At 53.3% G+C, this 23,812-nt stretch carries 21 protein-coding genes; 6 read left to right on the top strand and 15 right to left on the bottom strand.

Annotation, left to right across the window (positions count from 1 at the left end):
• The first annotated feature begins 40 nt into the window (after positions 1-40).
• Both R70723_RS25965 and R70723_RS25970 read left to right on the top strand, forming a co-directional pair.
• Positions 41-943, top strand: coding sequence for a LysR family transcriptional regulator (locus tag R70723_RS25965; protein WP_039876799.1), 903 nt, complete (start codon positions 41-43; stop codon positions 941-943).
• Between the two features lie 57 nt (positions 944-1,000).
• Positions 1,001-1,813, top strand: a complete 813-nt coding sequence (locus tag R70723_RS25970; RefSeq protein WP_039876801.1) for a histidinol-phosphatase — start codon at positions 1,001-1,003, stop codon at positions 1,811-1,813.
• A gap of 108 nt (positions 1,814-1,921) precedes the next feature.
• Here the strand turns inward: R70723_RS25970 and R70723_RS25975 are convergent, their stop codons facing one another.
• The 8 genes from R70723_RS25975 to R70723_RS26010 all read right to left on the bottom strand — a co-directional run bounded on the left by R70723_RS25975 (position 1,922) and on the right by R70723_RS26010 (position 9,889).
• Positions 1,922-2,671, bottom strand: coding sequence for an NADPH-dependent oxidoreductase (locus R70723_RS25975; protein ID WP_039876803.1), 750 nt, complete (start codon positions 2,669-2,671; stop codon positions 1,922-1,924).
• A 229-nt stretch (positions 2,672-2,900) separates the two neighbouring features.
• The gene (locus tag R70723_RS32370) at positions 2,901-3,449 is read right to left on the bottom strand and encodes a GNAT family N-acetyltransferase (RefSeq protein ID WP_052421474.1); all 549 of its coding nucleotides are present in this window, start codon (positions 3,447-3,449) and stop codon (positions 2,901-2,903) included.
• Positions 3,450-3,491: 42 nt separating this feature from the next.
• Positions 3,492-4,427, bottom strand: a complete 936-nt coding sequence (locus R70723_RS25985; protein WP_047171234.1) for a metallophosphoesterase — start codon at positions 4,425-4,427, stop codon at positions 3,492-3,494.
• Between the two features lie 21 nt (positions 4,428-4,448).
• A complete protein-coding gene (locus R70723_RS25990) occupies positions 4,449-5,201 on the bottom strand; it encodes an ion channel (protein WP_052421475.1) in 753 nt (250 codons plus the stop codon).
• 67 nt (positions 5,202-5,268) lie between these two features.
• Positions 5,269-6,111, bottom strand: a complete 843-nt coding sequence (locus tag R70723_RS25995) for a DUF3891 family protein (protein WP_076418507.1) — start codon at positions 6,109-6,111, stop codon at positions 5,269-5,271.
• Positions 6,112-6,484: 373 nt separating this feature from the next.
• Positions 6,485-7,249 (bottom strand): succinate dehydrogenase iron-sulfur subunit, encoded by a 765-nt coding sequence (gene sdhB, locus R70723_RS26000; protein WP_039876805.1) that lies wholly within the window; start codon positions 7,247-7,249, stop codon positions 6,485-6,487.
• Between the two features lie 151 nt (positions 7,250-7,400).
• Positions 7,401-9,143 (bottom strand): succinate dehydrogenase flavoprotein subunit, encoded by a 1,743-nt coding sequence (gene sdhA, locus R70723_RS26005; RefSeq protein ID WP_039876807.1) that lies wholly within the window; start codon positions 9,141-9,143, stop codon positions 7,401-7,403.
• 80 nt (positions 9,144-9,223) lie between these two features.
• Positions 9,224-9,889 (bottom strand): succinate dehydrogenase cytochrome b558 subunit, encoded by a 666-nt coding sequence (locus tag R70723_RS26010; RefSeq protein WP_039876809.1) that lies wholly within the window; start codon positions 9,887-9,889, stop codon positions 9,224-9,226.
• A gap of 436 nt (positions 9,890-10,325) precedes the next feature.
• On the opposite strand from R70723_RS26010, the gene R70723_RS26015 reads away from it, so the two are divergent.
• Complete coding sequence (locus tag R70723_RS26015) at positions 10,326-11,225, top strand: LysR family transcriptional regulator (RefSeq protein ID WP_039876811.1); 900 nt, start codon at positions 10,326-10,328, stop codon at positions 11,223-11,225.
• 94 nt (positions 11,226-11,319) lie between these two features.
• Here R70723_RS26015 and R70723_RS26020 read toward each other — a convergent pair whose 3' ends face one another.
• The 7 genes from R70723_RS26020 to R70723_RS26050 form a co-directional block, all read right to left on the bottom strand.
• A complete protein-coding gene (locus tag R70723_RS26020; RefSeq protein WP_039876813.1) occupies positions 11,320-12,969 on the bottom strand; it encodes a type 2 periplasmic-binding domain-containing protein in 1,650 nt (549 codons plus the stop codon).
• 57 nt (positions 12,970-13,026) lie between these two features.
• Entirely contained in the window at positions 13,027-13,926 is a 900-nt protein-coding gene (locus R70723_RS26025; protein ID WP_047171235.1) for a carbohydrate ABC transporter permease, read from the bottom strand.
• A 14-nt stretch (positions 13,927-13,940) separates the two neighbouring features.
• The gene (locus R70723_RS26030) at positions 13,941-14,897 is read right to left on the bottom strand and encodes an ABC transporter permease (protein WP_039876814.1); all 957 of its coding nucleotides are present in this window, start codon (positions 14,895-14,897) and stop codon (positions 13,941-13,943) included.
• Between the two features lie 249 nt (positions 14,898-15,146).
• Positions 15,147-17,411 (bottom strand): AraC family transcriptional regulator, encoded by a 2,265-nt coding sequence (locus R70723_RS26035; RefSeq protein WP_039876816.1) that lies wholly within the window; start codon positions 17,409-17,411, stop codon positions 15,147-15,149.
• Positions 17,412-17,458: 47 nt separating this feature from the next.
• Entirely contained in the window at positions 17,459-18,562 is a 1,104-nt protein-coding gene (locus R70723_RS26040) for a rhamnogalacturonan acetylesterase (protein WP_039876817.1), read from the bottom strand.
• Positions 18,563-18,838: 276 nt separating this feature from the next.
• Entirely contained in the window at positions 18,839-19,507 is a 669-nt protein-coding gene (locus R70723_RS26045; protein ID WP_039879296.1) for a potassium channel family protein, read from the bottom strand.
• Between the two features lie 15 nt (positions 19,508-19,522).
• Positions 19,523-20,881 (bottom strand): TrkH family potassium uptake protein, encoded by a 1,359-nt coding sequence (locus R70723_RS26050; RefSeq protein WP_231574782.1) that lies wholly within the window; start codon positions 20,879-20,881, stop codon positions 19,523-19,525.
• A 227-nt stretch (positions 20,882-21,108) separates the two neighbouring features.
• Here R70723_RS26050 and R70723_RS26055 point away from each other — a divergent pair, with 227 nt between their 5' ends.
• From R70723_RS26055 to R70723_RS26065, 3 genes are read left to right on the top strand one after another with little or no spacing between them, the layout of a single operon-like run.
• On the top strand, positions 21,109-21,504 hold the full coding sequence (locus R70723_RS26055; protein WP_047171237.1) for a GntR family transcriptional regulator: 396 nt from the start codon (positions 21,109-21,111) through the stop codon (positions 21,502-21,504).
• Entirely contained in the window at positions 21,491-22,222 is a 732-nt protein-coding gene (locus R70723_RS26060; protein ID WP_039876818.1) for an ABC transporter ATP-binding protein, read from the top strand. The genes R70723_RS26055 and R70723_RS26060 overlap by 14 nt, the downstream gene beginning before the upstream one ends.
• A complete protein-coding gene (locus R70723_RS26065; protein ID WP_039876819.1) occupies positions 22,219-23,784 on the top strand; it encodes a hypothetical protein in 1,566 nt (521 codons plus the stop codon). Before R70723_RS26060 ends, R70723_RS26065 begins: the two co-directional genes overlap by 4 nt.
• Positions 23,785-23,812: the final 28 nt, after the last annotated feature.

The raw sequence follows: 23,812 nt of genomic DNA on the forward strand, positions 1-23,812 counted from the left end.
TATTCAGCGACACGATTCGGTAGTAAAAGGGGGCACATCTATGAACATTAGCCAGCTGGAGACACTGATTACAATCTCCAAAACGATGAGCTTTCGCAAAGCAGGTGAACTGCTTAACCTGACCCAGCCGGCCGTTTCGGCACAAATCAAGAGCCTGGAGGAAGAGTTCAAAACACAGCTTGTGGACCGGAACCAGCCGGTTACCCTGACAGACAGGGGGAGAGTATTCCTTACACATGCCGAGCAGATTGTCAGCATTGTCGAGGAGCTGAAGCAGCGGCTTGCTGACTTGGACGAAAATCCCCAGGGACATATTATTCTCGGTACAACCACCTCTATTGCGATTCAGATTCTGCCGCGCATCCTTTCTTATTTTCAGGACCAGTTCCCGCACATCAAAACCTCCATCTCCTCCATGTCCTCATCGCAGATTTATCAGCAGGTGGAGAGCGGGCTGGTCGACGTTGGAATCGGCTATCTGATCGGACAGAATCCGGGAATGACCACCTCGGTCCTGTATTACGATACCTTTGAGCTGGTTGTCTCGCCAAGGCATCCGCTGGCCCAGGTAAAAACAGCGGGTATTGAAGCGCTCGGCTCAACGCCGCTCATCCTGCTCTCTCCGGACACGGTCGGCCGCAGATTTGTCGATGATGTCCTGGCCCGGCACGGCATTCAGCCCCAGGTTATTATGGAGCTTACGAGCAGTGAGGAAGTGAAGCGGATGGTGGAGCTGGATCTCGGCGCAGCCGTCATCTCCAAGCAGTCTGTAACTGCCGAGGTGCGCAGCGGCTCACTCCGCATCGTTCCGATTATTGAGCTGGAGGTTACCCATCCGGTCGGAGTCATTACCAAATCAGGCAAATATGTCAACTCTGCCATGCGCCAGTTCCTCAGTGACCTGAAGGGCATGCCGGAGACCCAATTCATCGGTTCGGAATAACCGGTATGATGTGCTGCTGACGTACACACACTATGGCCAAAGGAGATGTTCACGCTAATGAAGTTCGACCTGCACACCCATCATTTCCGCTGCGGCCATGCCGACGGAACCATCAGGGATTATATAGAGGCCGGAATTGCCGCAGGCCTAGACGTTATCGGGATTTCTGACCATACACCTTACTTCGGCCATACGTCCGATCAGGCTTTTCCCCATATTGCCATGGCTAAATCGGAGATCGTGAGCTATGTGGAGGAAGTGCTGGCCCTGCAAAAAGAATACGCCGGCAAAATCGACGTCCTGCTTGGCATAGAGTCCGATTATTTCCCTGAGCATGCCGCGCTGTATAAGGCTACGCTGGCCGCGTATCCCTTTGATTACGTGATTGGCTCCGTACATAACGTGCGCGGAGATAGCATTTTTAACAAAAGCCGCTGGAAAAAGCTAACTCCCGATCAGATGCACGCAGTCAAAGCGGATTACTACCGGCTGATTGCCGAATCCTCCCGCAGCGGCATGTTCCAGATTCTCGGCCATATCGATGCGATGAAGGGCAACTACCCCCAGTTCTGTGACATTCCTGCCGCCGCCGAGATTGATGAAGCGCTGCGGGTCATCGGTGAATGCGGAACTGCAATCGAGATCAATACCTCGGGAGGCACGAAGCTGTGTGGCGGCTGGTACCCGTCGGACGACATTCTGGAGCGCGCGCTGCATTACGGTGTTGAGGTCAGCTTCGGCTCTGATGCGCACAAGCCTTCGCGGGTGGCGGATCAGCGGAATGCTGTAGAAGCCCGGCTGAAGGAAATCGGCTTCAAGGAGTGGGTATATTACAAGCGGCGTGAGCGGGTTGCTGTACCTATTTCTTAATCATTCAAATCTTCTCCTTAAAAAAGCACCGCAGCAGCAAAGGCCCGGAAAGCGTATCAGCTTAGCGGACTGTCCTTTACTGCTGCGGTGCTCTGTTTATTATGGCAATTATGCTTTATGCAGATTGCTGCAGGTAAAGCCCTGCTGGGGAAGCGTCTTCCCCGCATCCCCGTACTGCGGATTCAGCGCGTAGAAGTGGGCGATAACCGCGCTCCAGTCACGTTCTGTCTGTCCTACGGACTTCTGGTACTCCCGGAACTCCGCATTGTACCGGCGGATGCTGCCTTCCAGATTACGATTGTAACGCTCCTCATGATATACAGCCTCCAGCGGCAGACGCGGCTTCTTAGGCAGCTCTTCACCCGGGTAACCGATACACAGGCCTACCACCGGGAACACATACTCAGGCAGCTCCAGCAGCTCAATTACACTTTCGGTATTGCGGCGGATTCCGCCGATCGGAATGATGCCGAGCCCAAGTGATTCGGCTGCAGCCACGGCGCTCTCCAGTGCAATCCCGACATCCACAGCACCGACAAGCAGTGCATCCGCATCGCCCACAGCCTCAAACGACTGGCCCTCCAATTCGGCCGCCAGCTTCGTCCGGTAGAAATCCATGCAGAACACCAGGAATACCGGCGCATCTGCCACATGCTGCTGTTTTCCGCTCAACGCTGCAAACCTTTCCCTGCGCTCCTTATTCTGCACGGCAATAACCGTAACCTGCTGCCCGTTAACCCAGGACGGGGCTGCCTGCGCAGCTTCAATAATGCAGCGCAGCTTCTCCGGCTCCACAGGCTTGTCCGCATACTTCCGGAAGGAACGGTGATTATTTAAGGTATTCAATACTTCATTCAATGGATGATTCCTCCTGGTCCTGAAATGAATTTCTGTCTTGTGCATTATCATAACCTAACGGCGTCCGCAGCCGCCAGCTTTTGGGTTCAGGCACGGCAGCCTTTCAGCTCCGCATCTGTCAAAGCGCAAAAAAATGGACCCGGATCACCGGGTCCCAACAGCAGTTATATTTTCAAAAGGGGGTCATGTACTTAGTTTAACCGGACACTGTTAGAGTTTGATAACGGCTTTATTTCAATTGTGTAACAATGCCGAACACTTTTATGACATCGCCCGAGCCGTCCGCTACCGGCAGCACCCGCTCCAGGGCCAGCCCGTTTTTGGCCATAACCCGCTCGCTTCTCAGGTTGCTGCCACGGCAGCGCCCCTCTATCCTTTGCAGGCCCAGCTCCTGCACGGCGTAGCCCAGCATCAGCCCGACCGCTTCTGTAGTGAAGCCTGCCCCCCACCAGTCGGGATGCAGCATGTAACCTAACACGGCTTTGCCCTCGTGCCGGTTCCAGTTCTGCAGCGACACCGTTCCGAGCAGCTCCTGCCCGCCTCTGGCATAAATGCCGGCATGCAGGGCGCAGGGATCATGGGCATGGATCATCCGCTGCGCCAGTTTATCCAGAACAGCCTGCTGCGAGCCGGCTCCGCAGCGCATTACAATATGCGGCTGAACCTCCGGATGGGAGAGAAGAGTCTTCAGCCTGTCCGCTTCAGCAGGCAGCATCGGCCTGAGCTCCACGGCTGTCCCTTGCCGGGCGGTAAATGATACTGTTTCATAAGTAATCATAGATTTCCCTCTTCTCTCCGCGATTCTGCTGCTTTCCCTTTATCAGGCCCGGCGCAGCGTGAGGATGGTCAGCTCCGGCCTGCACAGCAGCCGCAGCGGCATATAGGTCTCGCCGAAGCCTCTGTTCACATAGACCGGCATTCCTTTTGCAGCGGTGTAATACAAACCGCTTATGTATTTCAGCGAGCCGTAGGGGGTATACGGTGCCCCTACGAACGGCAGACGAAGCTGTCCGCCGTGGCTGTGGCCTGATAATTGCAGGTTGAAGGGGTAGCCCTCCGCCGTATCGGCATAATCCGGCTCGTGCATGAGCAGCAGCGTGAACATGTCAGCCGGAATGTCCTTCAGCGCAGCGGCAGGATCGGGACTGCCCTTGAGCATATCCTCCAGTCCGGCAACCGCTATCCGCTCACCGCCCCGGCTGATGACATAGGACTGGTTCCTTAGTACAACAAAGCCGGCATTCGTCAGCAGGCGGGTGAGCAGCTCTGTATTCTTATAATCATGATTCCCAAAAATAGCGTATTTACCAAGCGGAGCTGTCAGCTCTGCCAGCAGTGCTACGGAATCACTCAGATCCTCGGCATCGCTGTCGACCATATCGCCCGTGAAGCAGATCATATCCGGCCTGGCCTCCTTGATATGCTTCACCAGCCGCCCGACGTCACCGGCATCCTTATTGAAGCCCAGATGAACATCGCTGAAATGAACAAGCCGCATCCCGGCAAAAGCAGCCGGCAGCTGCCCCAGCACCAGCTCCAGCTCGGTGACTTCAAGCCAGTTGGGCTCCCCCTGCCAGACATAGCCGCCTGTAAGCAGCCCCGCCCCGAATATTGCTGCAGTCCCCCGGGCCAGGAACTGGCGGCGGGTCATCCTGCGGCTGCCGGGCTTGCCGGGCTCAGGAGCGCTGAGGCGGCTGTTAGCGCCCGGCTGATCTTTTGCGAGATTGGGAGAAGCCCCGGAGTAGTCATTTTTCATAGGGTAATTCTCCTTTCAGTACTATTGGGACCGGCCGGCCTCTTCTTCAGTGGTCTCCTGTCCCGGCTCCTTATCCTCCTTCTGCTCCTTGCAGTCTGATGACACGTTCTCCATATTCTCAACATTCTCAATATTCACATCGATCTCAGCTTCAACCTCCGCCTGTGTTCCCGGACCAAGGATTTTGCGGAACAGCCCCAGCATGGACAGGGCATAAGCCACCGTAATGAAGCTGAAGCTGATCTGCATGATGACAACAAGCCGGGATGTATTATCAATCGGCGCCACATCCCCGTAGCCCACAGTCGTAAAGGTAGCAACGCTGAAATACAGGAAGGTGATCAGCTGGCTCAGCAGATCCTCGCCAAGCCCCTCTCCTTGAAAGGAGGATTGTCCAAACAGCTTATAAATGGATGTATACACAATAGTGAAGAAAAGAATGCAGGTAAAGGCGGCTATACTGATACGGATCAGCGTCTGCTGCAGCCTGACCTCCTTGTTATTGGATTCCTTAATTTCATGGAAAATAAAATGGATATAAAACAGTACAGAAAAAAGCACAAAAAGTAAAATCAGCCCCCGCATTCCCCGGTTACCCGGCACTACCTGGCCAAGGTCAATCAGGTTCAGCAGATCCTCAGCCGAGATCAGTGCGTAAATCAGCACCGGGACAAGCAGAACCGCCTTTCCCATCCACCTCGACCGCAAGCGGTAAAACAAAATGGACAGTATGATAATCACTGCAGCATTAAAGGTCCATATCCACCCGGCCATAGTGATCACACTCCTGTTCTTTGGAAAGGGAAGCACACTAACTTCTCCTATTACCAGTTGTAAAAAATTACTGTCCGCCAGCTCCATGTTCCGCATTTCCCTGCTCATCCGCAGAGGCTTCCTCCGGACGTCCGGACACCATAATCCGGCACTCCTCCTCCGGCGTCTCGCGATAGGCACGGGCTATGCCCTTAGCCGCAATCTCACTGCGGCTCACCCTGCGCAGCATGAAGACAGCCTCCACCTCATGGGTAAACGGGAATGGCTCTAACAGCAGGGTAGATTCATCCTGCCATTCTGCCGTAATCACCCGGCCTGAGGTGAATTTGAAATCCTCGCTGCCCGAGAAGCCGTCCTGCCACCACGGATGCTCTTCGGCTTTGGGGCTGCCCGGCCTGTTCAGCGCCAGATACAGGGACAGGTCATCGCAGAACTGCAGCAGTCTGGCATCATAATACAGCTCATCCTCGCCGATCGGCACGGAGCGCTGCTCCAGCTCCCGGTGAATACGCGCCCGGCGCTCCGCCTCATCCTTCTGATATTGATCCAGCTCCGGGCATTCCTCCCCGGACACCTCAATCAGCCGTTCAAAATGCAGGCTGCACAGCAGTGCGCCATAGGAGGACACTGCCTCAATTTCATTAAGCCCGCGCCGGTAAAAGGTAAGCTTCGGCACGACAGGAAAATCAATAAAGCTGTATGGGACATTCTCAGCATCATTCCAGAAGGGGGTTTCATCCAGATCAATCCAGCCCCGGTCGTGGTTGGCAATTGACCACAGCACCTCATCCCTGCGCAAAGATTCGGGCACCTGCTCTTCCCTGAACCATTTCGCAAGCTCCCCCGCCAGCCGCCCGTGCTCATGCTGCTTAACCATTACAATGGCTTCATCCTGCTCTCGACAAATCAACGTAATTCCTCCCCGTTACTCCTTAGCTTGAAAGCGCATTAACTAAGGAGATTATAACATGCAGTGCTATAAATGTTTAAGTTTACCTTTTATAATGTGTTCCTTATGTATCTGCGGAATGTATATCATGTACCCGTTATGGCGGCAAAAAGAAACAGATAAACATTACCATCCGGCAGTCAGGGCCTATCGTTCACAAAACTGTACCAATCGCACTTTGGGCGGGCCCCAAAAAATAGGTAACCGATAAAAAAAGAGCCGTTCCCCGGAGCGGAAACCGCCCTGAGAAACAGCCCTCAACATCCCTAATAATACAGCGGTGAGGATAACCGGCAGACAGCCGGGATTATCCGCTTCCGCTCGTAATATAGTGTTACACGCCCAGCCAGCGCTTGAACATATGCTTGGTGGTCTGCTTGTTGATCTCGGCAATCGAGGTGGTGAGCGGAATGCCCTTCGGACAGGCGCGCACGCAGTTCTGCGAGTTGCCGCAGCCGTCGATCCCGCCGTCCTCCATCAGCGCCTCCAGGCGGTCGTCAGCGTTCATTTCGCCTGTAGGATGGGCGTTGAACAGACGCACCTGGGAGATTGCCGCCGGGCCGATGAAATCGGTCTTTTCGTTGACGTTGGGGCAGGCCTCCAGGCAGACGCCGCAGGTCATGCATTTGGACAGCTCATAGGCCCACTGGCGTTTTTTCTCGGCCATGCGCGGTCCCGGACCGAGGTCATAGGTACCGTCAATCGGAATCCAGGCCTTCACGCGCTTAAGCGCATTGAACATCCGGCTGCGGTCAATAACGAGGTCGCGCACCACCGGGAAGGTCTTCATCGGCTCAATCCGCACCGGCTGCTCCAGATTATCGATCAGGGCGGCACAGGCCTGGCGCGGCTTGCCGTTAATCACCATCGAGCAGGCCCCGCACACCTCCTCAAGACAGTTGGAGTCCCAGCAGACCGGCACCGTGCTGTCGCCGCTTGCATTAACCGGGTTACGCTGTATTTCCATTAAAGCGCTGATTACATTCATCCCCGGCCGGTAAGCCAGCTCAAATTCCTCTGTGTAGGGCGAGCTTTCGGGCTGGTCCTGGCGGGTAATGATAAACTTCACGTTTTTGGGAGCTGCAGCAGTTTCCGCCATATCGGTTACCTCCTAAAAGTTTTGTGAGCTAAACTTCTTTGACTAACCTTCGTTCAAAACTTGCTTCGGAAGCATACGCTTAGTTTTGTGAGCGTTACTCCTCTGATTTTCCTTCGTACAAAACTGGCTTCGAAAGCATACGCCATTGTATTTAATCTTTAGAATAGTCACGCACCCGCGGCGGGATCAGCGACACATCTACAGCCTCGTAGGAAATCTGCGGGCCGTCTGCCGTCCAGGCCGCTTTGGTTGTCTTGAGGAATTCCTCATCGTTACGGTTCGGGAATTCCGGCTTGTAGTGGGCTCCGCGGCTCTCGTTGCGCAGCAGCGCCCCGAGTGTCATCGCTTCTGCCAGCTCCAGCATGTTCCACAGCTGGCGGGTGAAGGCAACGCCCTGGTTATTCCAGCGCGAGGTATCGCTCATGTTAATGTTGCCGTAGCGCTCCTTGAGCTCCTTGATTTTGCCGATCGTCGCTTCAAGCCGTTTGTTCTCGCGTACCACGGTCATGTTGGCGGTCATCCATTCGCCCAGCTCCTTATGGATCACATAGGCGTTTTCTGTACCGGACATGCCCAGCAGGGTCTCGTATTTGCCGACCTGCTGCTTGTGGAAGCTGTCGAACACAGTGGACGGAATATCCTGCACGGACTTCTTAAGCCCTTTAATATATTCCACGGCCTTCGGACCGGATACCATACCGCCGTAGATCGCCGAGACGAGCGAGTTCGCACCGAGCCGGTTCGCGCCGTGGTACTGGTATTCACATTCACCTGCTGCGAACAGCCCGGGAATATTGGTCATCTGGTTATAATCGACCCACATGCCGCCCATGGAATAATGCACGGCCGGGAAAATCTTCATCGGAATCTTGCGGGGATCATCCCCCATGAACTTTTCATAAATTTCAATAATGCCGCCGAGCTTGACGTCCAGCTCCTTAGGGTCCTTGTGCGATAAGTCCAGATAGACCATGTTTTCCCCGTTAATGCCAAGGCCCTGGTCGACACATACATTAAAAATCTCCCGGGTGGCAATATCGCGCGGCACCAGGTTTCCGTAGGAAGGATATTTTTCCTCCAGGAAGTACCATGGCTTACCGTCCTTGTAGGTCCAGATACGCCCGCCTTCACCGCGCGCCGATTCTGACATCAGCCGCAGCTTGTCGTCGCCCGGAATCGCCGTCGGATGAATCTGGATGAATTCCCCGTTGGCATAATGCACACCCTGCTGGTAGACCGCACTGGCTGCAGTTCCTGTATTGATAACCGAGTTGGTTGTTTTGCCAAAAATAATGCCCGGCCCGCCGCTCGCCAGAATCACAGCATCGGACGGGAAGGTCTGAATCTCCATCGTCTTCAGATTCTGGGCGCTGATGCCGCGGCAGACGCCCGCATCGTCAAGAATAACCGAGAGGAACTCCCAGTTCTCGCTCTTGGTTACGAGGCCTTCCGCCTCCCAGCGCCGCACCTGCTCATCGAGCGCATACAGCAGCTGCTGGCCGGTAGTCGCCCCGGCAAAAGCTGTCCGGTGACGCTTCGTGCCGCCGAACCGTCGGAAGTCGAGCAGCCCCTCCGGCGTACGGTTGAACATAACACCCATCCGGTCCATCAGATGGATGATCCCGGGTGCCGCCTCACACATCGCCTTGACCGGCGGCTGGTTCGCCAGGAAGTCACCGCCGTAGACGGTGTCGTCAAAATGCTCCCAGGGCGAGTCTCCCTCGCCCTTCGTATTTACAGCTCCGTTAATGCCGCCTTGCGCGCATACCGAATGTGATCTTTTTACAGGGACCAGAGAGAATAGATGAACATGTGCGCCGGATTCCGCCGCCTTGATGGTAGCCATCAGGCCAGCCAGCCCACCGCCCACGATAATGATATCGGCTGATGCCATGAGAGTTCCTCCTAAAGTTTTGTAGGGTACATATAATACAGCTTTGTACAAAACCGTCTCTTTTAACAGCCGTCTCCCGCTTACAGAAGCGTTCTGAGGGTCTGTGCGGCACTGGCCGCTGTCTGGAATTCACTGTCACGGAAGGCGAACAGCGAGATCAGGAACATGAAGGTTACAATAACGAAAAGGCCGAGACAGAGCACGGAGGATACCTTTTGCGAGCGCGGCCCGACAGTGATGCCCCAGCTGATCAGGAAGGACCACAGGCCGTTCGAGAAGTGGAAGCAGGCTGCAATGATAGCGATCACATAAATCGCCAGCATCAGCGGCTGGGTGGCAATTTCGTGCATGACGCCGCCGAGCTCCTCATGTTCAACATTGCCTACGGCAACCTGAACCCGTGTCTCGAACATATGCCAGACGATGAAGATGAAGGTAATGACCCCGCTGATCCGCTGCAGGGTATAACGCCAGTTTCTTTCCAGGTTGAAGCGGCTCAGGTTCGGCTTGGACTGGTAAGCGATATACAGCCCGAAGACTCCATGGTACAGCAGCGGAAGCCAGATGCCGAACAATTCCAGGAAGAAGACAAGCGGCAGGCTGTTCAGCCATACCACGCTGTCAATGAAGCCTGAAGCGCCACCCTCTACTGCCGCGAAATTCGTCATCATGTGTTCGATGAAGAAGAATCCGAGCGGGATAACGCCGAGCAAGGAATGAATCTTTCTGGAATAAAATCCTCTCATGCAAAGTGTCCCCTTTCCGATTAAAACAGCGTTTTCATTAATGAGCATACACCGCCGGGAGTACAGTTGAAACAGGGGGAAGGAAGGCCTAATACGCTCGCCAGATCTCTATTATCACCGCTATCCATTGTTTTCCCGGACTTTGCTCTAACATTCACAATATGTGAATATCTTGTGTCACTTTTTATGTTACTCTTTTTTGTCTTATAAGGGAATTGCAATCTAATTATTAAACGTTATACTATATTTGCATAAGAATATTTTTAATATGATAATAATTCTCATTTAGAGCAGAGATTTCCCGGTTCTATCGTCTTTTTACGATGCAGGACAAGCCTTTAAGACCGGATCTGCTATGAGTATTATCACTTTCATCCATAGCTATGAAGCGTAAAGTAACAGCATTACCCCAGATTGTTCCAAAGGAGATCCCCTTATGTTTGATGATTTGGACATCTTTGCCGCAGTTGTCGAGCACTCCAGTCTGAACCGGGCCTCACGCCAGCTCAATCTTTCCCAGCCCGCCCTCTCCCGCAAAATCTCCAAGCTGGAGGAACGCCTCGGCGTTACCCTGTTCAACCGGTTCGGCAAGCGGCTGGAGCTGACCGAGGTCGGACGCCTCACTTATACTTATGCGCTTGAGCAGCGGCTGCAGCGCTCCAAATTCCTTGAAGCGCTGTCTAAGTTCAAGGAGGGTGAGCCGCAGCTGGTTACCCTGGGGGCCAGCCTTACCACCCTGCAGACGACGCTGCCGCCGCTTGTGAACGCCTACATGGAGAAATATCCGGCCGCCGAGCTGAAGCTGATCACCGGCCGGACGCATGAGATTGTCTCCTCGGTCAGCGAGGGACGGAGTGATGTCGGTATCGTCGCCTCCTCCATCCAGGAGCCGGGCCTGCGCTGCATTCCACTGTTTGAGGACCAGCTCAGGCTGGTTGTCTCCGAGCACCATCCGCTGACCCTGAGCGCAAAGCTCACCATGGATGATCTCAGCCGGCTGCCGATGATTCTGTTCTCCAAAGGCACCTGGTACCGCCGCATGACTGATGAGCTGTTCCAGCGCTGCGGCGTTGATCCCGATGTGCGGATGGAGATCGACTCCTTCGAGGCCATTGTCCGGTTGCTGCCGACGATCAAGGCCGCCGCACTACTGCCGAAGTCGTATCTGCGTCCGGAGCTGCTGAACGGCGGCGGGCTGGTCTCCCTCCACATCAAGGAGCTTGAGCAGACCCAGCGCACCACCTGCCTCATTTATCCGGGCAACGGCGGACTGAGCACAGCTTCGCGCTGCCTTGTACAGGTTACGGAGGAAGTGTTCCTGGCAGGCCGGGAATAGACAGCAAATCCCCGGCAGGCTTCCATATTACTATGGAACGACCTGCCGGGGATTTGTCATACCTGCTGTTGTTCAGATACCGATTGCTTCCGGATTAACGGAACTGGCCTGCATCGATTGCTTTTTGCTTCTCGTCAAGGATTTCCTGGTAGCCTGCATCCAGGTAAGCTTTCTTGGCTGCTTCGTAATTGGCGTCGAATTCAGCTTCAGGTGCCAGGACAATCTTCACGTACTGCTCCTGGAAGAGGGTATTAAGGTCTGCTTTGTATTCGTTTACCTTTTCAAGAACAGTTGTGAACATAGCATCCGGTGTACGGTATTCAGCTACTTCGTTGTAGTACTTCACCAGATCATCAGCCAGATATTCATAGCCGGCAGGAGCCCAGTTGCGCAGGTTCGCTTTGAGTGTCTTTTCAGGCTCAGGATACTGGGCGATTTCTGTTACAAGACCCCAGTAGTCTTTGTTGTTGTTCTGGGACAGGACGGATTCACCTTTGTAATCCGGATTTTTAACAGCGATGCCTTCTGCGTCAAGCGTGTAGTTCTCGCCTTCAACACCGTTCTGGAACTTGAACAGGTTCTCAGGCTGGCTCAGCCATTCCAGGTACATCCAGACTGCAGCGCGCTCTTCATCGGTGGTTTCGTAGTTGATTCCCATGATGAAGCCGAACGGCCAGTAGGCACGGCCTTGCGGCTGCTTGCCTTCCGGAACACCTGCAAACGGAGGCACGATAGCAAACTCAGCACTAGGGTTATTTGCCAAGGTAGCAGCAATAACATCTGTGTTATTGGTCAAATAAAGGCCGAAGGTGCCTGTCTTCCCGGAAACGAATTCCGATTTAATCTTAGACTCATCAGTACGCAGATAGAATTCTTTATCAATGAGGCCGTTATTGTACTGATAGTTCAGATTACGCAGCCATAGCTCTGTATCCTTAGTAGTGAAGTCAGCTACGCTCAGGTCGGAATACAGCGCACGATAATTGGCATCGATAGGCCAGTCACGGAAGGCGTAGTTGTAGTTGAAGCTGTTTGCAGTCAGGCTGCCGCCGGTTACACCGAGTCCGGCTTCTTTCCATTTCACGAGCATTTCGTTGTACTTCTCAAGGGAGGTCAGATCCTCCACCTTCATGCCCACCTTCTCTACCCAGTCCTTACGGATAATAGTAGTGAAGTTATCAGCTTCAGGACGCGCTGCGTAGAAGAAAATATTCTTGTCGTCTACAATACCATACTGCTTGATGGTCTCACCCATGCTGGACCAGTACGTTGGCGCATAATTCTCAATTTCAGCCCAGTCCAGCGGCTGCATAACATCCTCACCATAGTAAGTAAGCGCTTGCGGCATATCGTAGTGGAAGATGATATCCGGAGCCTTGTGCGATGCCAGCAGCTGTTCAAAGTCGATAACTTCGCTCTTACGGGTAATCGGGATAAAGTTAACATCAATGTTGTATTTGTCTCCGAACTCCGCCTGCACCCAGCGGGTGTAGTAGTTGTCCGTTACATTCCAGCCTTCGAACGCACGCTCATAGACCGGGATATCAAGCGAAACCTTGTCCTTGAAGCCTTGTGAATAATCCGGGTATTTCCCTTCGGCAGCAGCGTTAGTAGCTGCCGCTGTCTCTGCAGGGCTGTTAGTGGCTGCGGCATTCTGTTTATTGTTGTTGCCGGAGCATCCGGCCAGCATACCGGCCGTCATGACCGAGGCCATCAATAATGATACATACCCTTTTTTGTTCATCGCAATTCCCCCAATTATAGTTTTCGTATTGAAGTAGTACTGCTGTGGAACATATAATTACTCTTTGACTGCCCCGAGCATAACACCCTGTACAAAGTATTTCTGGACGAAGGGATATACACACAGAATAGGCAAAGTAGCAAACACAACAACGGACGCCTTAAGAACCTCAGGGTTACTTAGTGTTACCGTGGTTGCTTCCAGCTGGAAGCTTTCAGTGGCCTGAATAACCAGATAGTACAGCTTAAGCTGCAGCGGCCGCAGATCGGTCGCATGCTTGATATAGAACAGCGCGTCCTGATAGGCATTCCAGCGTCCAACCGCGAAGAAAAGGGACAGCGTCGCGATAATCGGCTTGGAGAGCGGAATCACTATATTCCAGAGAATCCGGAAGTGTCCGGCGCCGTCAATCCGTGCGGATTCCTCCAGGCTGACAGGAATACTGCTCGAAAGAGAGGTCTTCATGATCAGCAGGTTAAAGACACTGAAGGAGAGCGGCAGAACCAGCGACCAGATCGTATCCATCAGGCCCAGATTGTTGATGTTCATGTAATCCGGGATAATCCCCCCGCTGAAATACATCGTGAACAGGAAGATGAAGGTGATGACCCGGCGGCCTTTGAACTGGGCTCTGGACAGCGGATAAGCCGCACAGATGGTCAGGAACATCCCCAGAATAGTGAACAGTACGGTTACAATTACTGAGATGTACAAAGACCGGAGAATACTGGCATCGGCAAAAATTTTGCCGTACGCTTCCAAAGTGAAGCCCCTCGGCCATAGAAAGACCTTATTGGCAATGACGAAGGAGTCTGAGCTGAGAGATTTGGACACCACATGCACAAACGGCAGGAGGCATATCAGCGAAGCCAGGACCAGGCCGAATTTGATCAGCAGATCATAAATATCTATGCGGCCCTTGCCGGGTGCGGCAGGACTTACGGTTGATGCTTTCATGGTTCCTCTCCTTTCTATAGAATTCCGTCCTCGCCAAGCTTCTTGGCTATCCGGTCAGCCGATATTACCAGGATAATGCCGATTACGGACTGGAACAGTCCAATCGCTGTAGCCCGGCTGAAATTACCGGATTCAATCCCCCAGCGGTATACAAGCACCGGTATGGTGGTCGTGAACTCCGTGGTTGCTTTATTCTGGATGGACCAGATCCGCTCAAATGAGCCGTCCATAACCTTCCCGAGACTCATGATCAGCAGCGTTACAATGGTTGCCCGGATAGAAGGAAGGGTAATATTCCATACCTTTCTCCAGCGTCCGGCCCCGTCAACGGTTGCCGCCTCATACATTTCCGGGTTGATCCCGCTGATTGCGGCCAGATAGATGATCGTTCCCCAGCCCATACTGTGCCATACGCCGATGGCCAGATAGCTGATCAGCCAGTTCGTATCCTCCTGCAGGAACGGAATTCTGTTGCCCCCCAGCAATGCAATGAAATTGTTGACAGCACCGTTTCCTTCGCTGAGCAGCTGGTAGGCGATTGCCCCGATAATAACCCAGGACAGAAAGTGCGGCAGGTACAGCAGGGTCTGGTTAACCCGTTTAAACTTGACACTCTTCACCTCATTCAGCATCAGCGCCAGGATGATCGGCATCGTGAAGCTGAATATAAGGTCAAGCACATTGAGCAGCAGCGTATTGCGGACAGCCCGTGTAAAATCAGGCTTAGAGAAGATCTGCTGGAAAATTTCAAAGCCTACCCATTCACTGCCCCAGAAGCCTCTGGCAATTTTGTAGTCTTTAAAAGCGATTACAAGCCCGGTCATCGGCAGATATTTGAAAACGATTACAAAAGCTAGCGGAAACAATACCAGCAGATACAGCTGCCAGTCACGGCGCAAATAATAGAGCGGCCCGTATTTTTTTCTTAATAAAAGGGCCTGATTGGTTTGTGAAGCGCTTGCAGCTTTCAAAGTCTCACCCCCTGCAACATTTTATCTTTTGGCCGGCTGTGTGATCCGGTGTGAATCCAATGTATCCCGATTATCCGGTTTTGCAAATCATGAGTATTGATGATTCCGATCAAATTTGATTAGAGCGCGGTATTATCAGCTTTCACGGCATGTTCATAATCAAATATGATAGGCATTCCCAAAAATAAAACGCTTTCATTATGGCTAAAAAGCAAAAAAAACCGCCGGCTGGCGGCCCCGAGAGGGCTCCTAGGAGCCCTTGCTCTTGGCCGACTTGTAGCTGCTCGGCGGCATACCTTCATATTTGCGGAAGAAGCGGTTGAAGCTCTGCAGATTATAATATCCAACCTCTGCAGCAATCTGTTTAATCGTCAGGTCGGTGTCCAGCAGCAGCTCCTTGGCCTTTTCAATGCGCAGCTGGTTCAGGAAATCAATCATGCTTTTACCGGTCTGCTCATATACAATTTTTCGCATATAGGAGTAACTGATCCCGATTTCCTTTGCCATATCCTCGAATACAATTTCTTCACGATAATGTTCCTTAAGATATTGAAAGATCCGTTCCCCGTGATTTGACTCGCCGGTGCTGTGATCCAGGCTCTGGACGATTTCCCTGAACATCCCGTGCAGGTATTCCTCCAGCTCATCCAGCGTATCCATAGCAGCCAGAATACTGTAGATGTTGCCCTTGCCGACAATCATTCTTCCGGTACCGATATGATTCTCACGCAGATGCTTGATCGTCGCGCCCATCAGCTGGTGATAAATGAACATGATATTATCATAGGAAATGTTCTCTTCTGCACTGATCTGGCTGCGGATATTCTTAAGCTCCTTAACAATCCCGTCCAGATTGCCGGCATCCAGGAAATTGAGAATCCGCCGCTCGCTGCAGTCAAAGTCGATATATTTGCGGCTGTGCTCCTCTTCATCCCAGTACATAATGCTTCCGGCCCCGTTGATCATCCGCTGCTTGATCAACTCCATCGCTTCGAACAGCCGCTCAGCCACCATTTCAGGGGCATCCGCCACATCGCTTACTCCGATCGTAACGGTATGCTCCAGCAATGCCAGCGATTCATCCCGGATCATTTCCAGCACCTGATGAACCCGGCCCCTGCCCTGATCCTCCTCATCCGGCGCAAAATTCATCACAATGACCATACAGCCGTCGTTATGATAGACCGAGCTGGCCAGAATACTCTCCGGAAACAGACTCTCGTATTTTGTGTTGAGCAGGTAACGGTGATAGCTCCGGGTCTCCACACTGGTATTGCCGACATATATCCTGTAACGGTCGATTGAGACAACAACTACCCGATAATAAGCTTCAGGAAAGATTTCAGTGATCCGCGGCGGGATCTCCCCGCGCAGCAGACGGTGGACAGCGAGACTGCGGGTATCCTGCTCGCGCTCCTGCAGCAGCTGGAACAGGCTCTCCTCCTCCTCCTGCATCCGCTTGAAGGCCATGTCCAGAAAGGCCAGCTCATTTTTGCCTACCACGCCCAAATCGCTCTTGGAGCGTATAGTCCGCACCAGCTGCCGGAGGGGTCTGGACAGCCAGGTGGCGAAAAAGATAGCCAGTAAGGTGCCAAGCAAAATAATGGCACCGGTAAGCAGGATAATATTCCCCTGCATCTCCCGGGAATCAGCCATCATCTCATCCAGCGAGCTCCAGCTGACATTCCGCCATCCAGATAACGCCGAGCCGGTCCAGGCATAAACCATCCGTTTACCGTCAAGCTCCCGGAAGGCGTAGCCTTCGTTAATACTCTGATTCAGCAATTCGCCCAGAAACGGCAGCTCATAGCCGTCTGACAGCAGCAGAGATTTATCATTGAAGGAGATCACCTTGCCGTCTGCATCCAGAAGCAGATTGCTGCTGTTGCCGACCTCTGTGGCATTTAGATATTTGAAGATCTGGCTTTCCTTCATATTGACTACGATGATTCCGTGTGTGTTGGAAGACAGCCGGTTAAGAGGATATACGTAAGAGACGACATTTTCGCCGGTATCCAGCTTGCGTGGTACCCATACGCCGCTGATTCCCCGCTGATTCTCAAGGGCTGCGCTCACCCAGTCCATCGGCTCATAGCGCTCAAGCTTGGTCACGCTCTTGTCCGTTGAAACTACATAATCTGAGCCGTCCAGATAAAAGTAGGAAGAAGCTACGCCGTCTACCCGGCGGTTCAGATTCAGCAGCTCATTCGTGACGGCCTTTCCCAGGCTGACATTCGTATAGTTGGAATTAATTTCTTCGTACGTCTCGAAGCTGCGGATCCGGTCAAAAACACTCGTTGCCGCGAGACGCGACGTGTCCTGTGCCAGGTTGGCCAGTGCATTTTCATTCAGCTTGCGGTTGGCATTAAGCCCGGCAAGCGTTGATTCCCCGATGGCTGCCTCTGAGTTCTCAATAATCTGCGAACCGCTGTACCAGGTAAGGATGGCTGTCGGAATAGCCATGATACAGAACAGAATTAACGCTAGCTGCAGCATCATCGGTATTTTTTTCATAGTGCGCCCCCCTATAATCTCTATTCCCTGTAGATGATCAGAGCAAGCTATCTAAGAAACATAATGAGCTTCTGCAGGCCGAGCTCTCTTATTCCCTGAACAACCAGTTCCGCTATACGCAGGCTGCCGCGCTCCTGGAAATGTGTATTGTCAACGGTACCGCCGGGATGATTCATCCATTCCCCCGGTGCTCCCCACAGAAAAATAGACTTGGTCGCTTCGGGTCCCGCCTCTTCAAACAAGCGCCGGCTCTTCTCGGCCAGATCGATCAGCGGTACCTCTTCCTCTTCAGCCAGCTTTCTGACAGCTTCCAGATAAGCTCCGTGTGTATCTGTCAGCTTGCCGGCAGCATCGAAATACCGGCGGTGCACAGAGGTGACCAGCACAGGGATCGCCTGCTTGGCGCGCGCACCGTCAATATATTGGCGCAGATGCTCCGGATAGGTTGTCAGCGGATCTGTATGGCGTGCTTCGTCCGATTTCTGGTCGTTATGCCCGAACTGGATGAACAAATAATCGCCTTCCTTGATCTCGTCCAGAATCGGCTGAAGCCGGTTTTCCCCGATGAAGCTTTTGGAGCTGCGGCCCCCTACAGCATGATTGGCAACCGTGACATCATGCTTGAAAAAGTATTGGAGCATCTGCCCCCAGCCGGAGAACGGAAAGCCCTTCTCATCGCCGACATCCGTTACTGTTGAATCACCGGCCAGATACACCGTAATCTGTTCGCTCGTCTTCGTGATTTCCAGCGCGTTAATCCGCGGGGCAACACCGCCGAATCTGAGCTTCAGCTGGCCTCCGCGCACGTTCACGCCGAACATTTCCCGTGATACTTGCCCGGCAACGGTACGGTAACTGTTAAGGATCAGCCTCTCCCCGTTAGTCTTAAGGGATGTGCAGGACGGCGCCGCCTCATCCCCGGTAAGAATAGAGACAATATAATTCCCGTCTTCCACATCGGCCAGAAAAGCCGTATTAAAAGGTATAACAAAATCCCCGGTAAGCTGCTGCTCCCCCCGGACATGCTCTGTCACCTGTGATACATCTGTAAAGCCGTAGCCTTTAGCGGCGTCATAGCTGTCTGCAGCAGACACTTTGGTGAAGCCTTCTGCCGCTGCACCAGCGGGTCCGAAATCAAAACGCAAACTCATGTTACATCCCCCTACTTTAATTTAGATGAAATTTTAAACGCTTACAAGTTATATTGTGTAAAACACTGAACAAAGGCATGCTTACCGTTATTTTAACATTATAAGAATCAGTTAATATATAACTTCAGTGAAATTTCTCGAAAAAAATTTGTAAAAACAAATAAATGCCAATGACAAAATCTATTAAATGTTGGAAACGGACATTTTCTGGAATGACAAAAGCCCGGACAGGAGTCTGGGCTTACATGCATTTGTTCCTAGCTCTATTATTCCTTATCAGTCCGCGTTAACCGCCCCATCCTCGAACTCCTCAATGCTCTCATTGGAGCCGATGACGACCATAATATCACCCTGGCTCACGTAATCATGCGCAGTAGGCGCAACGATAATCCCGTCCTTGCGGTTCAGTGCAATAATGCTGCAGCCGTATTTGGCGCGGGTGTTCAGCTCGGAGAGGCTTTTACCGTCCATGCAGGAGGGAACGGTCAGCTCGACAATTTTGTAGTCCTTGGAAATTTCGATGTAATCCAGCAGATGGGGAGTGACCAGCTGATGCGCTACACGGATGCCCATATCCCTCTCCGGAAAAATAACCCGGTCCACGCCCAGCTTGGATAGCGCCCGGCCGTGCAGAATCGTGATTGCCTTGGCAACCACCTGCTTCACGCCCAGCTCTTTTAGCAGGATCGCCGTCAAAATGCTCCGCTCCATATTATCACCAATTGCCACAATGCCGCAGTCAAAATTGCGTACACCTAAGGAACGCATGATGTTTTCATCCGTTGCATCTGCCATAACGGCATGGGTCAGCTTCCCGCTCATTTCCTCCACACGCTCTTCCAGATGGTCGATTCCGAGCACCTCATAGCCCATAGCCATCAGCTCCAGTGCCAGACTGGAGCCGAAGCGGCCGAGGCCGATCACAACAAACTGCTGTGCTTTCAACATTTCTTTTTCCCCTTATCCAATTATCATTTTACCTTCCGGGTACTTATACAAGGGTTTACCCTGTTTCGGACCCAGTGCATAGGCCAGCGTCAAAAGACCAAGCCGTCCGGCAAACATCGTCAGACAGAGCAGGATTTTGCCCGCATCTGTCAGCTCCGGTGTCACCCCCATCGTCAGGCCGACAGTCGCAAAAGCCGATGTAGTCTCAAACAGAATCATCAGAAACGGCCACCCTTCAGTAGTCGAGAGAATCATCGACACTGTGACAATCAGCAGCACGGCGAGCAGCGTAATGGTCAGTGCCTTGAATACCCGCTCCTGGGCCAGCCGGTAACGGAACAGTACGATATCCTCCCGTCCGCGCAGCATGGAGACAACCGCCCCGATCATCAGCGTAAAGGTCGTTGTCTTGATTCCGCCGCCTGTCGAGCCAGGGGAAGCCCCGATAAACATCAGCATCACGATAAAAAATTGCGAAGCCTGGCGCATGCCTCCGATGTCTACCGTATTGGGTCCCGCTGTACGGGGCGCAACCGACTGGAAGAATGCAGCCCATATCTTGCCGCCGATATTAAGCGGGCCGAGTGTACGTGCGTTCGTGAACTCAAACACAAAAATCACTGCCGCTCCGGTCAGAATCAGCACAGCCGTCATCGTCAGGACGACCTTGCTGTGCAGCAGCAGCCTGCGGGTCTTGCGGTAATCGAACAGGTCAGCCATTACAATAAAGCCTATCCCGCCGGAGACAATAAGCAGCATGACGACCAGATTGACAACCGGGTCACTGGCGTAAGCTGTCAGTCCGCGGTAATCCCTGAACAGATCAAAGCCGGCGTTATTGAACATCGATACGGCATGAAAGACACCAAAGTACAGTGCGCGCCCGAACGGCATATCTGCCGCCCAGCGCAGTGTGAGCAGCACAGCGCCGGCCGCTTCTATTACAAGTGAATATACCAGCACCTTGCGAATCAGCCTTACAATCCCTTCCATTGAGCTCTGATTCATCGCCTCCTGAAGAATCAGCCGGTCGCGCAGCGAGATTCTGCGTCTCAGCAGCAGTGCGAACAGGGTAGCCATGGTCATAAACCCGAGGCCGCCGATCTGCATCAGCACCAGAATCACCGTCTGGCCGAACAGGCTGAAATAAGAGCCGGTATCCACCACGACAAGCCCGGTCACACAGGTCGCGGAGGTTGCGGTGAAGAGCGCGTCCATAAATCTCAGAGATTGCCCGGATGCGCTGGAGAAGGGCAGCATCAGCAGCAGCGTTCCAACCAGGATGACTGCCGCGAAGCCCAGCACCAGAATCTGGGGCGGGGACAGCTTAAGGAATTTGAATTCCGGAAATTTAGGAAACGGCGAAGCCAAGCGGCTCATCCTTTCAATTGCTTCTTGTCAGCACAAAATTAATATTGATCCGATAAACATACAAATTATAAACGTTATTGTCCAGCATCACAAAGCCTGATTTTCAGCTGTGATTCATTTCTCTTGATATTGTATGGTGTGTAGTGGTACACTCCATTCATAAAGTGTATGGATATACCCCATACACGCATCTGTTAATAAACAGCAGAATAAGGAGGCAGAAGCCTATGGATCAGCCTTTTGAGCTTTTGCCGGAGCCGTTTCAGATCAACCCCTCACTGCCGATCTACGAGCAGTTTGTTGAAGCGATACAAGGAAGAATTGTCAGCGGACAAATACCGCCCGGCTCACGTCTGCCTTCTGTAAGAGAGCTCGCAGCAGGCAGGGGCGTCAATCCTACCACCGCAGCCAGAACCTATCAGGAGCTGGAGCGTATAGGCCTGATTGTTACCTACCGCGGGCAGGGTACCTTCGTCACCAGGGATGATACGGCGATTGGCGAGGCACGCAAAGTTATGATGCGCAAGGCAATACAGGATTTCAAGGCAGCAGCAGGGAAGCTCGGCATCACTGCCGCACAATTACTTGAATTCGATAAGGAGGATTCCAATGACAGTATATAATTTTGACCTATCCGGTGTAGAGGCTTCGTCAGCGGTAGAGTGCACGGGGCTAGGGCTTACCCTGAGAAAAAGGAGCATTCTCCGTGACGTCACCTTCGACATTCCCCGGGGCAGCCTGACCGGACTGCTGGGTCCCAACGGAGCCGGCAAGTCCTCGCTGCTGCGCATTATTGCCGGGCTGGCTGCGCCCGATTCCGGCTCGGTACGCATCTTCGGCAAGCCGGCAGGAGCAGAACGGCTCGGCGAGCTGTCGCTGCTGCCGGACCGCAGCAGCCTGCCGGGCTGGCTGAGCGTCAGGGAATGGCTTGATTTTGCCGCCGGCATCTATCCGGACTGGAATCCGGCCAAGGCGCAGGAGCTGCAGGCAGAGCTGTCCGTTTCCACAGACGCAGCCATATCCTCGCTGTCCCGCGGAGAGGAGGCCCGGCTTCAGCTGCTGACCTGCCTGTCACGCAGGGCGCCGCTGATTATCCTTGACGAACCGTTCACCGGCGTAGACCTAATATCACGGGAACGGATTGCTTCGGCTGTAGTCGGCGAGCTCGCTGACGGTTCACGGACCTTCCTGATCGCAACCCATGATATCCGGGAAATGGAGCTGCTCTTTGACCGGCTGATCCTCATCGGCGGGGGCACAATCCGCAGCGTTGATGAGGTAGATGCCCTCCGCCGCTCCGGTAAATCGGTAGAATCCCATTACAGGGAAGTGTTTGCATGAGTTTAATGAAGACACTTGTCAATCTTGAATACAGCCGCTACAGCCTATCCCGGCGCGGTAAACACTACAGCCTGCTTGCAGCCTTGGCCATCATTTTTCTGCTGTTCATGACCGGACTGAACCTGGAAAGGATCCGTGTATCGGAACGCGTTCCGTTCATCTATGCCTCATTGCTGCTATGGTCCGTTGTAACCGCCCTTTCCGCACTGCAGATGGTTACCTTTATGAATCGCAGCCAGCGGGACTGGATACTGTCCTTTCCGCATTCCAGGCTGAAGCTGTTATACGCCCAGCTGTTCAGCCTGCTCCGGCACAGCTTGAACATCACCCTTGCGGTACTGGCCGCCGCCGTTATCCTTTATTATTATTCCGTCAGAGAAGACTGGTATCAGCCGCTTACAGCACCCGGGTTTCTTTATCAGCTTTCTGCCTACACCCTGTTTATTCTGGCATTCCTGCCGCTCGCGGTTGCTTTAGGACTGGGAGTCAGCCTGTTTCTGCGTTCCCGCCTGAGCGCGCTGCTGCTGTTCCCGTATTTAATGATTTGGATACTCCCCTTCATGGCAGAAAGCGCTCTGGGTGCTGCCAATCAGGACTTTTACACCTCGGCTCCCGTCTCTTCCGGCCGTGTGCTGCTTGCCGCGCTGGCGTTATGTCTGGCCGGCTGGCCCCTCTGCCATCTGTTCATGAAGCTTATTGCGGGCAAAGGAATGAATGCCGCAGCAACGGCAGACCGCCCTTCCGCTCACCGCTCCGGTTCCCGCACGGCCTCCCGGACGCTGCGGATAAAGTCCGGCCGCGGTGCTGCCGGCCGTCTTACACCCTATCTGCTTCTCTACCGGCTGCATATCAGCCGTGTACACCGTATAGAGAAGCACCTGGCAATCCGGATACTCAAGCTGATTGTTCCGCTCCTTATTGCCGCTGTTGCTTACTTCGGCTTTGCCTTGGAGGAGGAAGTCGTGATCCTCGACTTCATCAAGCCGCTGTTCTCAATGCTCGTTATGCTCGGCAGCATATGGATGACGCTGCGCACCGGTATTGAACGAAAGCATCTGTCCTGGCTGCTTAGCTTTCCGCAGAGCCGGCTGGCCCTCCTGCTGAGCGGAATCGCTGTAGTCTGGACTACTGTTATGCGGGCTCTTTCTGTGCTGATGCTCTCAGCATGTGCCGGCAGCGTTACCGCTCTGCTTGCAGGCCGTACCGGAATGGAGGAGTGGTCACATGGCATCGCCTGGCTGCTGTATTCCTATCTGCTCTCTGCATTGGCGCTGACCGTCGTCCTGGGCCTGCTGCAGATTGAATACTGCACATTGAAATCACGCGTGCTGAATATTATAATGCTGCCGGTGGCTCTGCTAGGCCCCCTGAACGGCTTTGTGCTGAACAGGTTCATGTATTCCGGGCTGCACAGCGGAGCTGCACCGGACTTCGGATTGCTGGGCCTGACCGCCCTGATCGCCCTGCCATTAGCATTATGCTGTCTTCCGGCAGGGGCTGCCTGTTATCACCTGAGCCTGATTCAGCCCGCCGGCAAAAAGACATGGCCCAAAGAGGCATAAGCCGGGGCTTGTTTACGTAAATGTAGTG

Origin of the sequence: Paenibacillus sp. FSL R7-0273, from assembly GCF_000758625.1 — a bacterium.
Lineage (GTDB): Bacteria > Bacillota > Bacilli > Paenibacillales > Paenibacillaceae > Paenibacillus_AQ.